This window comes from Pseudomonas putida (assembly GCA_041879295.1).
Classification (GTDB): Bacteria; Pseudomonadota; Gammaproteobacteria; order Pseudomonadales; family Pseudomonadaceae; genus Aquipseudomonas; species Aquipseudomonas putida_Y.
In genome coordinates, this window is record CP047152.1 from 5151503 (window position 1) to 5164075 (window position 12573).

General features: G+C 61.5%; 13 protein-coding genes. 7 read left to right on the forward strand and 6 right to left on the reverse strand.

From position 1 onward, the window contains the following. Position 1: 1 nt before the first annotated feature. Positions 2-961, reverse strand: a complete 960-nt coding sequence (gene cbpA, locus GST84_23545; GenBank protein ID XGB15151.1) for a curved DNA-binding protein — start codon at positions 959-961, stop codon at positions 2-4. 164 nt (positions 962-1125) lie between these two features. On the opposite strand from cbpA, the gene GST84_23550 reads away from it, so the two are divergent. Continuing rightward, positions 1126-2397: an Hsp70 family protein gene (locus tag GST84_23550; protein ID XGB15152.1), complete on the forward strand. Its 1272-nt coding sequence runs from the start codon at positions 1126-1128 to the stop codon at positions 2395-2397. Positions 2398-2449: 52 nt separating this feature from the next. Here GST84_23550 and GST84_23555 read toward each other — a convergent pair whose 3' ends face one another. The 3 genes from GST84_23555 to GST84_23565 form a co-directional block, all read right to left on the reverse strand. After that, positions 2450-3457 carry a hypothetical protein gene (locus tag GST84_23555; GenBank protein ID XGB15153.1) on the reverse strand — a complete coding sequence of 336 codons (1008 nt, stop codon included), beginning with the start codon at positions 3455-3457 and terminating at the stop codon, positions 2450-2452. A gap of 69 nt (positions 3458-3526) precedes the next feature. Continuing rightward, complete coding sequence (locus GST84_23560; GenBank protein ID XGB15154.1) at positions 3527-3814, reverse strand: phosphate starvation-inducible protein PsiF; 288 nt, start codon at positions 3812-3814, stop codon at positions 3527-3529. A 506-nt stretch (positions 3815-4320) separates the two neighbouring features. After that, positions 4321-5211, reverse strand: coding sequence for an alpha/beta fold hydrolase (locus GST84_23565; protein ID XGB15155.1), 891 nt, complete (start codon positions 5209-5211; stop codon positions 4321-4323). A gap of 124 nt (positions 5212-5335) precedes the next feature. On the opposite strand from GST84_23565, the gene osmE reads away from it, so the two are divergent. Together osmE and GST84_23575 are read left to right on the forward strand one after the other, a co-directional pair. After that, positions 5336-5677, forward strand: a complete 342-nt coding sequence (gene osmE, locus GST84_23570) for an osmotically-inducible lipoprotein OsmE (protein ID XGB15156.1) — start codon at positions 5336-5338, stop codon at positions 5675-5677. A gap of 42 nt (positions 5678-5719) precedes the next feature. Continuing rightward, on the forward strand, positions 5720-6250 hold the full coding sequence (locus GST84_23575) for a bacterioferritin (GenBank protein ID XGB15157.1): 531 nt from the start codon (positions 5720-5722) through the stop codon (positions 6248-6250). A gap of 37 nt (positions 6251-6287) precedes the next feature. On the opposite strand, the gene GST84_23580 is transcribed toward GST84_23575, so the two are convergent. Then, on the reverse strand, positions 6288-8354 hold the full coding sequence (locus tag GST84_23580; protein ID XGB15158.1) for an AsmA family protein: 2067 nt from the start codon (positions 8352-8354) through the stop codon (positions 6288-6290). 340 nt (positions 8355-8694) lie between these two features. On the opposite strand from GST84_23580, the gene GST84_23585 reads away from it, so the two are divergent. The 4 genes from GST84_23585 (at position 8695) to GST84_23600 (ending at position 11500) form a co-directional block, all read left to right on the forward strand. Further along, positions 8695-9237 (forward strand): phage infection protein, encoded by a 543-nt coding sequence (locus GST84_23585; GenBank protein ID XGB15159.1) that lies wholly within the window; start codon positions 8695-8697, stop codon positions 9235-9237. Positions 9238-9359: 122 nt separating this feature from the next. Continuing rightward, positions 9360-9995: a TetR family transcriptional regulator gene (locus GST84_23590; protein XGB15160.1), complete on the forward strand. Its 636-nt coding sequence runs from the start codon at positions 9360-9362 to the stop codon at positions 9993-9995. Positions 9996-10045: 50 nt separating this feature from the next. After that, complete coding sequence (locus tag GST84_23595; protein ID XGB15161.1) at positions 10046-11146, forward strand: N-acylglucosamine 2-epimerase; 1101 nt, start codon at positions 10046-10048, stop codon at positions 11144-11146. A gap of 105 nt (positions 11147-11251) precedes the next feature. Next, positions 11252-11500 (forward strand): hypothetical protein, encoded by a 249-nt coding sequence (locus GST84_23600; protein ID XGB15162.1) that lies wholly within the window; start codon positions 11252-11254, stop codon positions 11498-11500. A 49-nt stretch (positions 11501-11549) separates the two neighbouring features. Here the strand turns inward: GST84_23600 and GST84_23605 are convergent, their stop codons facing one another. After that, entirely contained in the window at positions 11550-12314 is a 765-nt protein-coding gene (locus GST84_23605) for an SDR family NAD(P)-dependent oxidoreductase (protein ID XGB15163.1), read from the reverse strand. Positions 12315-12573: the final 259 nt, after the last annotated feature.

A 12573-nucleotide genomic window follows, 5' to 3' on the forward strand; every position in this document is an offset into this window, starting at 1 on the left:
ATCACTTACTCCATTGTGTCCTCGGGTTGAACGCAGCTTTCTCGGAAAGCTTGGTCCAGAGTTCGCGGGCAGATTCGTCCGACGCGGGTGGCATCACCACTTTGAGCTGCGCATAAAGGTTGCCGCGCTCTCCCTGCTTGTTCGCCAGGCCCTTGCCCGGTACACGCAGGCGCTGGCCGCTCTGGCTGTCAGGGCGGATGGTCAGGTTGATCTTGCCATCCAGGGTCGGAACCGCCACCTTGGCGCCCAGGGCCGCCTCCCACGGTGCCAACGGCACAGTGATGATCAGGTCATGACCTTCGACATCGAACAGCGGGTGGGGTGCCATGCGGATGGTCAGGAACAGGTCACCGTTGGCCCCGCCACCGCTGCCCGGCGCGCCCTGGCCCTTGAGGCGGATGCGCTCGCCGTCGGTCACCCCGGCCGGAATCCTCACGTTCAAGGTCTTGGTGGTGAAGCCGGTGCGCTGGCCCATGGCATTGGTTTGCGGCACCTGGAAGCTGATCTGCTTGGACTCCTTGCTCAGGGTCTCTTCAAGGAATACTGCCAGTTCAAGCTCCACGTCCTGCCCCCGCCTGCCGGCACTGCGTTGCTGCTGCCGGGCGCCACCGAAGGGATTGCCACCAGCACTGCGCCCACCGAAGATCGAGCTGAAGAAGTCGGAGAAGTCGCCGCCTTCGAAGCCGCCGCCACCGCCACGATTTTCCCAACCCGGTGGTGCCTGGAACGGCCGGCCATGCTGGCCGCCGTACTTGCGAATTTCGTCGAACTCGGCACGTTTCTGCGCGTCGCCCAGCACCTCATAGGCCTCGTTGGCCTCCTTGAATTTTTCTTCGGCGTCGCGCTCCTTGCTGACATCGGGGTGATACTTGCGCGCCAGTTTGCGGTAAGCGGCCTTGATCGCCTTGTCGTCCGCAGTGGGCTCTACGCCGAGTATCTTGTAATAGTCTTTGAAGTCCATTTATGGATCACCAATGTGAATGTGCATGTTGCAACTGAAGATAGGGGTCAAGCATAGCCTTTCAAGACCGACTTGGGTTTGTCTCAAGGCAGACGACTGGTCTTGATTCTGTAGCCAACTGGCATACACTGCGCGGCCGTTTTGCCTCCGGAAGCCCATTTCCCATGTCTGACGTATCCCCGGCCCGCGCCCTGGGCATCGACTTTGGCACCTCCAACTCCACGGTCGGCTGGCACCGGCCTGGCGTCGAGTCGCTGATTGCCCTGGAAGACGGCAAGATCACCTTGCCCTCGGTGGTGTTCTTCAATATCGAAGAGCGGCGCCCGGTGTATGGCCGCCTGGCGCTGCACGAGTACCTGGAAGGCTACGAAGGCCGCCTGATGCGCTCGCTGAAAAGCCTGCTGGGCTCGAAGCTGATCAAGCACGACACCAGCGTGCTGGGCAGCGCCTTGCCGTTCAAGGACCTGCTGGGCATGTTCATCGGCGAGCTCAAGAAGCGCGCTGAAGCAGCCGCTGGCCGTGAATTCGACCAGGTGGTGCTGGGCCGCCCGGTGTTCTTCGTCGACGAAGACCCGGCTGCCGACCAGGAGGCCGAAGACACCTTGGCCGAGGTGGCGCGCAAAATCGGCTTCAAGGACGTGTCGTTCCAGTACGAGCCGATTGCCGCGGCCTTCGACTATGAGTCGAGCATCAGCCGCGAAGAGCTGGTGCTGATCGTCGACATCGGCGGTGGTACCTCGGACTTCACCCTGATCCGCCTGTCGCCCGAGCGCCACCTGGTCGCCGAGCGCCAAAGTGACATCCTCGCCACCGGCGGTGTGCACATTGGCGGTACCGACTTCGACAAGCAACTGAGCCTTCAGGGCGTGATGCCGTTGTTTGGCTACGGCAGCCGCATGAAGAGCGGTGCGCTGATGCCGACCAGCTACCACCTCAACCTGGCCACCTGGCACACCATCAACGCCTTGTACTCGCAGAAATCGCAGTTGGCGCTGGGCAGCATGCGTTATGACATCGAGGACAGCTTCGGCATCGATCGCCTGTTCAAATTGATCGAGCAACGCGCCGGGCACTGGCTGGCGATGGAAGTGGAAGCCAGCAAGATCGAACTGACCGAGCGCGACAGCCGCCACATCGACCTGCGCCGCGTCGAGCCCGAACTGACTGCGGAACTGACCCGCGCACTGTTCGAAGAGGCGATCGAAGGCCTGCTGGAGCGCGTGCGCGGCAGCGTCACCGAACTGCTGGCCAAGGCCGGGGTAAGCGAAGGCCAGGTCGATACGGTGTTCTTCACGGGTGGCTCCAGCGGCATTCCAGCGCTGCGCAACAGTGTTTCGGCGATGCTGCCGAATGCGCGGCATGTAGAAGGCAACATCTTTGGCAGCATTGGTAGCGGGCTGGCTATCGAGGCGCGCAAGCGTTACGGCGCTGCCTGATTTGTTTGTTTAGCCTGTACCAGCGAACACGCCGGTACAGGCCAATACATGATCAAACCAGCTCCGCCCGCTTCAGCTCACTCTTCAGATAGGCATAGTAGATGGGCCCCGCCACGACACCGGGTAGCCCGAACGCCGCCTCGAATACCAGCATCGCCAGCAGCAATTCCCATGCCTTGGCACTGATCTGCCCACCCACGATCCGCGCGTTGAGGAAGTACTCGACCTTGTGGATAACGACCAGGTAACCCAGCGCAGCCGCCGCCACCCAGATCGACAGCGACAGGCCGACGATGGTGATCAAGGTATTGGACATCAGGTTGCCGATCACCGGCAGCAGGCCCAGCAGGAAGGTCAGCACGATCAGCGTCTTGGTCAACGGCAGGTGCACGTCGAACAGTGGCATCACCACGGCCAAGAAAATGCCGGTGAAGATCGTGTTGAGCATCGAGATCTTGATCTGCGCGAACACGATGTTGCGAAACGCCTTCACCAGCAGGCTAAGACGCTCGAACAGCGCCGCCGCCAGGGGCTTGCGCCGGGAAATATCGGGAATGCGCTGCAAAGCGATGATAGCGCCGAGGATCATGCCAATCAGCATCGTCACGAACATGTGCGCCATGCCCTTGCCCACCAGCTGCAAATCGCTCAGGTGGCTCTTGATCCAGTCGCCGATGGCCACCTTGAACTCTGCGGCACTGGCAGGCAGGTAGCCTTCGATGAAGGGGGGCAACTGGCTGCGGGCTCGCTCGACCAAGGACATGAACTTGTCCAGCGAAGCACCGGGGTTTTCCGCCTCGTGCAACAGGAAGCTGAATGCACCGGCAATCAGCAGTGTCAGGGTGCTGACCACCAAAGTGCCGAGCAGCGCCACGGCCAGCCAACGCGCGCGTTGACCAGCAAGCAGCGGCTGCAGGCGCGGGGTCAGCATGTTGACCAGTTCGAACACCAGCAAACCGGCCAGCAGGCTGGGCAGCAACTTCAGGGGCAAAGTCAGCAGCAACCCGGCCATGACGATGATCAGGCTGGCCAGGGTGATCTGACGGGGAGTAAAGGTCATACAGCCTCGACGGCAGACAGCGGGAATGCCGCAGTCTGCCAGCCTTGGCGGCGCAGGCATAGGCGCAGGTCATTTCTTCTTCAGGCAATCGCTCATGAAGGCCTTGCGCTCGTCCCCCTTCAGGGCTTTGGTGGTAGCGTCAGCATTGCAGGTCTTCATTTTCTCTTGCTGGGTTTGTGGCGCATCCTTTTTCAGGCAGGTGCTCATGAACGCTTTGCGTTCATCGCCCTTGAGGGCCTTGGCGGTGGCGTCGGCGTTGCAGGTTTTCATTTTCTCCTGCTGCGCGGTATTGGCAGCGAAACCTTGGGCACTGAACAACACCGCCAGCGCCAGTAACGGGATTTGCAGCACTTTCATGGAGTGGTCTCCTTGGCTCCGCGCCCGATGCACGGGGGTCGAGCTGAGTGTAGCCAAGAATGTTCAACGCCCCCCCGCGCCTGGCGAGGTGCGGGCAAGAGATGCCTGACGTGAGTTCTGAGGTGGTGCATAGAGCGAGCGCCGCCCGCGCGGCGCATCGCGAGCTGCGCTCGCTCCTACGTTTGTTTCGGGCCAATTATTCCTGGGGGGAGTTGCGCGCGCCCGCCTTTGCGCATGCCGCGATATCGCGTCGTACAAACAAGGCGGTCGCGCGCGCCTGTCACAGGCATAACTGGCCCGAAACAAACGTAGGAGCGAGCGCAGCTCGCGATGCGCCGCGCGGGCGGCGCTCGACCTTACAGGTGCATCTGCTGTAACGGCGAACGCCTCCAAAAACTGCTTTTCGAGACCTGCTAAATGAATTACCTATTCCCCTTACCGCCATCCTCTCCTGGGCCGGAAGCACCGTGCTCACCAAGATGTCGGTTAGCGCCAAGGCGCTTGAGCTAAAGCCCCGCCGCCTTGAGCCGGGCGGCATGTTCGGTGAACAGCCGCACCGGCTCGGCGCCTTTGCCCACGGCACCGAGTGACTGGTTGACGATGTCCAGGTGATCGAGCGGGTAATCGTCGCCGATCACTTGCCCCAGGTGCGAACTGAAACGCCCGACCATGCCGTCGCAATGGCCCTTTTCCTTGATAAAGCTGCGTGCGAAGAGGCGGCAGAAGCGGCTGCTGCCGTCGAAGCGGTTGCGCCCCTGATCTGTCAGGCCCGGTTGCAGGGTGCCGGACCAGGAGTAATAGCGTACGCCATTGACCTCATAAGCCCCTTCCCCACCCCAGGTTTGCGGCAGGCCCTGTGGATAAGCCTGGTTGAACAGTGCCACCCCGGCGCTGGTCAGCGACTGGTGCGAGGCGTGCACATCTACCGGCAGCGGCTCACGACGCCAGCCGGTTTCCAGCCACACCAGCAGCACGGCAAACCCATGCAGCACAGCCTTGAGGATGCGCCCCTGGGGTGAATTGCCCGGTGCCGTGCGTTCCAGGTGGTCGGCCAGCTCAGAACCATGGTTGGGCCCCGCCACCGACGTGACCGATGCCACCCGCCCCGGCCGTTTGGCCGCTGCGTAACGCGCGCTCAGGGCGCCCTGGCTGTGGCCGATGAGGTTGACCTTGTCGACGCCAGTACGTTGGCAGATGTCGTCAATGATCGCCAGCAACTGCTCGCCACGTACCTCGCTGGAATGCAGCGGCGAAACCTGCACCGGAAACACCTGCGCCCCGCCCTTGCGCAGGGCCGGCACAATACCGAACCAGTAGGGGTAGAGCACCATCCGGACAAACCCGAGCATGCCCGGCACCAGCACCAGCGGGTATCGCGTGGCCAAATCCTGCTGCATTGACGCAGCCCCTTTTGCGTGGATGACAGGCCAACACTACAGCGGCCATCATGACCATCGCAATCGAACTCCCGGCGCGCGTTGTGGTTCAAAACCACACAGACCCTTTGCAAGGAGCGGGAAAATGTACAAGCAGACCCTGGCAATCCTTCTGGCAAGCGCCACCCTGACCGCCTGCGGCAGCCGCCCGGAAAACCCGGTGGATTACGTCACCTACCGCGACGAGCCGCTGGTCAAGCAGGTGGAGAACGGTATGACCATGCAGAAGGTCATCGCCATTGGCGGCAGCCCGTCGAACGTGATCGACCTGCCGCACGGGGGCACCTGCAACAACTACATCCTCAACCGTGATGGCAATCAGCAGCCCTACTACGTGCGCTTCGATGCCACCGGCCATGTCGATGCCAAAGGCTTCAAGACCTGCAAACAACGCCAAGAGGACAGCGACGCCCTGCATGGCGCGTAAGCCTGCGCTCCAACCTGACCCTGACCCCTGCTGGAGATAACCATGAGCAATGTTGAATTGACCGATGTGAAAACCCTGCGCGAGCGTGCACGCCAGCATGTGGAGCAAGGCGCAGTGACCGAGGGTTACCACGCCGACCGTGAGCAGATCCTGCGCCTGCTTAATGAATCGCTGGCCACCGAGCTGGTCTGTGTGCTGCGCTACAAACGCCACTACTTCATGGCCAGCGGCATAAAAGCGAGTGTGGCTGCCGAGGAATTTCTGGAACATGCCAACCAGGAAGCCGAACATGCCGACAAGTTGGCCGAGCGCATTGTGCAACTTGGCGGAGAGCCGGACTTCAACCCCGACAACCTGACCAAGAACTCGCATGCCCAGTACGTGGCCGGCAATTCGCTGAAAGAGATGGTGCTGGAAGACTTGGTGGCAGAGCGGATCGCCATAGACAGCTACCGGGAAATCATTCAGTACATCGGGGATAAGGACCCGACTACCCGTCGCATATTCGAAGACATCCTGGCGCAGGAAGAAGAGCACGCGGACGATATGTCCGACCTGCTGCAAGGCCTTTGATTTCCGACACCCTTCTGGGGCCGCTTTGCGGCCCCTGCTATTTCTGCGCCTTTACCGTTGCCGGCGCCTTGCCTGCCTTCATCTGCTGCAACAACGGTGTGCACTGGTTCGGGTCATCCCCGCTGCTGGGCGCAATCAGCGCCAGCAACCCCGCCGCCGGCCCGGCAACAACACCCAGCGCAACCATCCCTGCGCCGCGCAACGCCAGCGGCAGTGCCTGCACACCGGCGCTCGGTTTGACAAACGGTCCGCGCACATACAGCGGTGAACGTAGCGAGAACAACCGCAGCCCTTTCGATTCCGGGGTGATGTTCAAATCCAGTTGCTCGGAAGCGAAATTTGCCGTGCCGTTGATGTAGATGATCGCGTTCTCGGTATCGAAGATGAACAGTCGCGTAGTCGCCAGTCCATCCTTGATGCCAACATCAGCAGCCGCACAGTTGATCTTCACGTCCTCATCACCAAACAACTTGCCGACCACATAGTTGCCCACATTCAACCCGGCAATTTCCATCAAGCTGCGGCTGATGGCGCCATCGTTGATCAGCATGCGCAGGTCGCCATTGGCTGTACCCAGCAAGGCGGCTACCGAGTTGCCACGGCCGCTGATGTCGGCGTCACCATTGAGCTCACCAAAACTGGTCTGCATAGGCGCAAAGGTGGGGAACAGCTGCTTGAGCTTGAAGCCCCGCGCAGTCAACTTCGCACGCCCCTGCAAGGGCACGCTGCGCCCGTCCAGGCGGATGTTGGAGGCCAGGCTGCCGCCAGCCACGCCAAAGCGCAGGGGCTCCAGACGCAACAGGCCGTCTTCGAGAACCACATGGGCCGACAGGTCATTGAACGGCAGCTGCGCGCTGTGCACGATGCGCTTGCCAGCAAAAGTGACGTCAGCGTCCATCGCGCGCCAGCGCTCGGTGCGAAACGCCTCCACTGGCAGCACCTTGCCTGCAGGCTGCTTGCTGGCACCGCCGCGGGCCTTCTGTTCGGCATTGGAGTCGGCGCCGATCAGCGGCGCCAGGTCCTTGAACAGCAGCTGGTTCGATACCAGGTTACCGGACAGTCTGGGCCGTGGCTGGCTGGCAACGAAGGCCAGGTCCCCGTGGATATCGCTGTCGCCGATCTTGCCGTTGAAGCCCTGGTAATTGAACGTCGCCCCTGCCGCCGCATGCAGGTTGGCGCTGAGGCGACCGTCGGTGGAATAGGCCGGGGTGTCAGGCAAGGTGACCCCGGTCAAGGGGTAGAGGTTACCCAGGCTGGCACCCGACAAACGCAGGCGCAGGTCGAGGGCGCCAAGATTACGCGGGTCGGTGAGGGTGCCGGCGAGGACCACATGGGTGTCGGCGATGCGCACGTCGGCCTGCAGCGGGAACGGCTGGCTGGCGTCCTGCAGGGCCAGCAGGCCACCGATCTTGCCGGTGCCGGACACTGGCTGGCCTTTATAGCGGCCCTGGGCCTTGAGGCCGAAGGCATAGTCCTGCGCACCACCGACCTTCTCGGCACTGGCCTTGCCGACAATCTCACTGAACGGGATTGGTTTGCCAAGCGGGTCGATCTGCACCTTCATGCTGGTTTTCAGGGTCTGGTCGTCGAAGCTGACGTTGCCCTGATCGAAGCCGATGGCGCCGATGTCCAGCTGCCATTTGGAAGGTTCAGCGTTTTCATCCTTGGGGCCGAAGTCGAAGACCCAGTTGGCACGGCCATCGGCCAGGCGAGTGAGGCTGGCAGTGGGCTTGGTGAGGTTGATGCGGGGTATGCTGATCTGCTGGAACACCAGCGGCAGCGGCGCCAGGCGAAACTCCACGCGCTCAAGGCCGACCATCTTCGGCTCCTTGAGCCACTCGGGGTTGCCCAGCGTCAGGTCTTCGGCAATGAAGTGCGGCCAAGGCACCCAGGCACGCCAACCGCCCTCTTCGGGTTCGGTACGCCAGTGCACGGCGAGGTTGCCGTTGATCGCGAAGGGCCGATGCAAGGCTTCGGAGACCTTCTCGTTTAGCAATGGCTTGACGCGGTTCCAGTCGAAGGTGGCAATCACTACCACCAGGATCGCCAGCACGGTGAGCAGGCTGGCGAGGGTCCAGACGAGGATTCTGGCGGGACGCGTCATTGCGTAATTCTCCTTGCGGCATGACAGAAAACAGGCGCAGCGATGGCCTCAATAACTCCGACTGATGAAAACCCGCGAGGTTTTATCGATGGCGCCATGATAGCGAAGTTTTTCCTGGCCTTTTGCTCAGGAATCTGTCGCGCCACGGCGCACATGTTACCTACCATCAACAGGGTCAGGGGATTGTCATTACGCCTGCAAGGCTTGGAATAGAGGCCTTTCCAACCTCTATCAATATGGTCGATTGTTACCATTACCCATATGAACTTCTCTCTGGCGTTACGCGGCGTAGCATTGGCTCCGTACCCACTTTCCAGCCCCCGAGAGGAGCACCGAAATCATGAAACGCCATCTGCTGACCCTGACCCTGTCCCTTCTGGCCGCCAACGCTTTCGCCCTGCCAGCGTCCGAGCAACACCTGACGTCCGAAGCGCGCTCCAGCGCTGCCGAAATTGCCCAGCCGCTGAAAGCCGTAGCTGAAGGTGGTTCTGATCGCCTGATCGAACGCACTGGCCGTGTCGCCGAAGGTGGCTCGGATCGCCTGATCGAACAAGCTGGCCGTGTCGCTGAAGGTGGCTCGGATCGCCTGATCGAACAAAGTGGCCGTGTTGCTGAAGGTGGCTCGGATCGCCTGATCGAACAAGCTGGCCGTGTCGCCGAAGGTGGCTCGGATCGCCTGATCGAACAAAGTGGCCGAGTTGCTGAAGGTGGCTCGGATCGCCTGATCGAACAAGCTGGCCGTGTCGCTGAAGGTGGCTCGGACCGCCTGATCGAACAAAGTGGCCGAGTTGCTGAAGGTGGCTCGGATCGCCTGATCGAACAAGCTGGCCGTGTCGCTGAGGGTGGCTCGGATCGCCTGGTTGAACTCAGCCGTGTGAGCTGATCGCCATGGCCGAAAAGAACAACTTATGTCAAAACGCTTGCTCCCCTCCAGGCCCGGTCCATTGACCGGGCTTTGTTTTTTTATCTAGAGTGCCCAGCCTGACCGTTACAGAAGCCCGCACCATGCTGCCGCGCGCCGAACAGAAGCTACAGACCCGCCAGGCCCTGCTCGATGCCGCCTGCCTGCTCATGGAGAGTGGCCGTGGTTTCGGCAGTATCAGCCTGCGCGAGGTGGCGAAAACAGCCGGCATCGTGCCGACCGGCTTCTACCGGCATTTCTCCGACATGGACGCCCTGGGCCTGGCCCTTGTCGCCGAAATCGACACCACCTTCCGCCAGACCATCCGCCTGGTGCGCCAGAACGAGTTCGAACTGGGCGGCATCACCGACGCTTCGGTGCGCATCTTTCTCGATGTGGTAGCCGCCCACCACGCGCAGTTCCTGTTCCTGGCCCGCGAGCAGTACGGCGGTTCACAGGCCGTGCGCCAGGCCATTGCCCGCCTGCGCCAGGATATCAGCGACGACCTTGCCACCGACCTTGCGCGGATGAAGCGATGGCAACACCTGGACAGCGCTGCGCTGGCGGTGATGGCCGACCTGGTGGTCAAGACCGTATTCGCCACCCTGCCCGAGCTTATCGACAACCCGGAAGCGGGTTATCCACAGGTCCTGACGCCGCAGGAAAAGATCACCCAGCAATTGCGCTTCATCTTTGTCGGGGCACGGCATTGGCAGGGACTCGGCAACCCAGGCTACTGAAACCCACTTCTGCTACCATGGCGCCCTGCCCGACAGCGACGAGCGCCTAAATGTCCGACCCCCGCCCCACCCTGCCCGAACTGGCCCGCTTCAACCAGCACTTCGCCGAACGTATCGTGCCGCTGTGGCAAGGCCCGGGCTGGAACGCCGACATGGCCCTGCCCTACGAAGCGCTGGACGCCCAGCACCATCCGTTGCCGGTGCAGCGCTACCGCGCCATGGCCTGTGCGCGCCAGCTTTACCTGTTCAGCAGCCGTATCGGGCAGCCGGGAGCCGCCGAGCGTGCCGCAGCCCTGTTTCGCTCGCTGCAAAAGCACTTCCACGACGCCGAGCACGGTGGCTGGTTCTACAGCATCGACGCCCACGGCAAGCCGCTGGACCGGCGCAAGGACCTGTATACCCACGCCTTCATCGTGTTCGCCTGCGCGCACTACTGGGGCAAAGTGCGCGAAAGCCTGGTGGAGTCCAGTTTGAATGCCGCGCTGGACATCATCGACCAGCAGTTTGCCCGTGACGATGGCCTGTACGAAGCCTGCCTGGGCGAAGACTGGGCCGACCTCGGCACTGGCCCGCTGCAAAACCCACAGATGCACCTGGCCGAAGCGTTCCTGCAGGTACTGGCTGTGCGTGGCGACGAACATGTCCGCCAGTCACTGCTGCAATTGTGTCAGGCGCTGGAGACGCATTTCATTGACCCGGTCCATGGCCTGATGCTGGAAAAGCCACGCGGGGCTGTGGATAACTGGTTCGAGCCGGGGCACCAGTTCGAGTGGTTCTATCTGTTGCATACCTCCCCGCTGCTGCGTGAGACGCCGCTGCATGCCTCAATTGACCGGGCTTTCGGCTTTGCCGAGCAATGCGGGGTGAAGGATGCAGCGGTACTGGCCATGCTGAAGGCGGATGGCCGGGTGCTTGATGCCTCCCAGCGTATCTGGGCGCAGGCCGAGTACCTGCGGGCGCTTACATTGCGTGAAGGTAGCGAAGCAAAGCTAGCTGGGCAGTTAGGCGCGCTTTCAGCGCGGTTCCTGCGTGACGCGGGCTGGTATGAGTGCCGAGGTGGTGACGGCGCGGTGAGCAGGGATGACATGCCATCGACCACGCCTTATCACTTGGCTACCTGCCTGGAAGGGCTGAATCAGGCGAACACCTGACTGTCCATACAACGAACCTGTCAGGGGTGAGCGCTTCCCTCTGCCGGAAGCATCTCCCCACGCCTATGTTGGTGCTCCTTTCTCGAACGTTCAGGAGTTACCAAAATGGAAGCAGAAGCCTTCAAGGCATTTGTCGAAGAGCAGATCAACCGAGCGGCACAGAAGATTATCGATCACGGCCACCGCTATGACGAGCACTCTCATGGCAAACTCAGCTACCTGCTAAGCCTGCGCCGTGTCATCAACTGCGAAGCAACGGCTGAGGACATGGGCCGCCATGACGCCATCAACGATGTCCTTCAAGCGTTAGGCATCATCCCTGAAGACAGAACCGGCTTTAGTTTCATCAACTGAGCGATGCGGTTGTTTCGCGAACCGGGTCTTTCCGGTTCGCGGCTTGTGCCTAGCCTTTTGATCGGTCGATCGAAAACCCTGCCCAATCCTGGCTCACCGGCATCAGTTCCAGGCTGTTGATGTTGATGTGCGCCGGCTGGTTGAGGATCCAGAAGATGGTCTCGGCAATATCCTGTGGCTGGATCGGCTCCGCACCCGCGTAGGTAGCATCGTACTTGGCCTGGTCACCACCGAAGCGCACCAGCGAGAACTCGCTCTCGCACAGGCCAGGCTCGATGTTACTCACACGCACGCCAGTACCGCGCAGGTCGCAACGCAGGCTCAGCGAGAACTGGCCGACGAAGGCCTTGGTGCCGCCATACACGTTGCTGCCCGGGTACGGATAGTTGCCCGCCACGGACCCGACGTTCAGGATCGACGCGCCACGGCCATGGGCGATAAGCCGTGGCAGCAGCAGGCGAGTGGTGTACATCAGGCCCTTGATGTTGGTGTCGACCATGGTTTCCCAGTCGTCAAGGCTGCAGTTCTGCGCAGCATCCACACCCAGCGCCAGGCCGGCGTTGTTGACCAGACCGCGAATCTTTTCAAAACCGGCCGGCAGATTGGCAATAGCCTGCTCCATGGCCTTGCGGTCACGCACGTCCAGCACCAGGCCATGCACTTCGGTCTTGGCCGACAGTTCAGCGCACAAGGCATCCAGGCGCTCTTTGCGGCGCCCAGTGAGTACCAGCTTCCAGCCGGCTTCGGCGAAGCGGCGGGCAGTGGCCTCGCCGAAACCGGAAGTCGCGCCAGTGATGAATACGGTGGACGTCATGCTCTGTTCCTCGCGGTAGGTTCATGCCAGCTTTGCAGCATGCCCGCGGACAGCGCTGGCAGCAAGCCGCTCAGGGGCTGTTCATTTTTTGTTCATATTCGTCAAACCCTTGCGACAGAGGGCTCGCCGCCAGGTATGCGCATGTTATCCACAGGGCTTTCCCCACGGATTGGGGGCAACTTGTCCACTGCACGGAACCCTTTCAGCGGGTTGCGGTCGGTGGATATCTTTTAGGTGATGACGCAAGGCTTTCAAACAT

What these genes read in the sequence shown, in the direction of transcription:
- cbpA (XGB15151.1), bottom strand. Translation starts at nt 961, where the DNA reads ATGGACTTCAAAGACTATTACAAGATACTCGGCGTAGAGCCCACTGCG.
- GST84_23550 (XGB15152.1), top strand. Translation starts at nt 1,126, where the DNA reads ATGTCTGACGTATCCCCGGCCCGCGCCCTGGGCATCGACTTTGGCACC.
- GST84_23555 (XGB15153.1), bottom strand. Translation starts at nt 3,457, where the DNA reads ATGACCTTTACTCCCCGTCAGATCACCCTGGCCAGCCTGATCATCGTC.
- GST84_23560 (XGB15154.1), bottom strand. Translation starts at nt 3,814, where the DNA reads ATGAAAGTGCTGCAAATCCCGTTACTGGCGCTGGCGGTGTTGTTCAGT.
- GST84_23565 (XGB15155.1), bottom strand. Translation starts at nt 5,211, where the DNA reads ATGCAGCAGGATTTGGCCACGCGATACCCGCTGGTGCTGGTGCCGGGC.
- osmE (XGB15156.1), top strand. Translation starts at nt 5,336, where the DNA reads ATGTACAAGCAGACCCTGGCAATCCTTCTGGCAAGCGCCACCCTGACC.
- GST84_23575 (XGB15157.1), top strand. Translation starts at nt 5,720, where the DNA reads ATGAGCAATGTTGAATTGACCGATGTGAAAACCCTGCGCGAGCGTGCA.
- GST84_23580 (XGB15158.1), bottom strand. Translation starts at nt 8,354, where the DNA reads ATGACGCGTCCCGCCAGAATCCTCGTCTGGACCCTCGCCAGCCTGCTC.
- GST84_23585 (XGB15159.1), top strand. Translation starts at nt 8,695, where the DNA reads ATGAAACGCCATCTGCTGACCCTGACCCTGTCCCTTCTGGCCGCCAAC.
- GST84_23590 (XGB15160.1), top strand. Translation starts at nt 9,360, where the DNA reads ATGCTGCCGCGCGCCGAACAGAAGCTACAGACCCGCCAGGCCCTGCTC.
- GST84_23595 (XGB15161.1), top strand. Translation starts at nt 10,046, where the DNA reads ATGTCCGACCCCCGCCCCACCCTGCCCGAACTGGCCCGCTTCAACCAG.
- GST84_23600 (XGB15162.1), top strand. Translation starts at nt 11,252, where the DNA reads ATGGAAGCAGAAGCCTTCAAGGCATTTGTCGAAGAGCAGATCAACCGA.
- GST84_23605 (XGB15163.1), bottom strand. Translation starts at nt 12,314, where the DNA reads ATGACGTCCACCGTATTCATCACTGGCGCGACTTCCGGTTTCGGCGAG.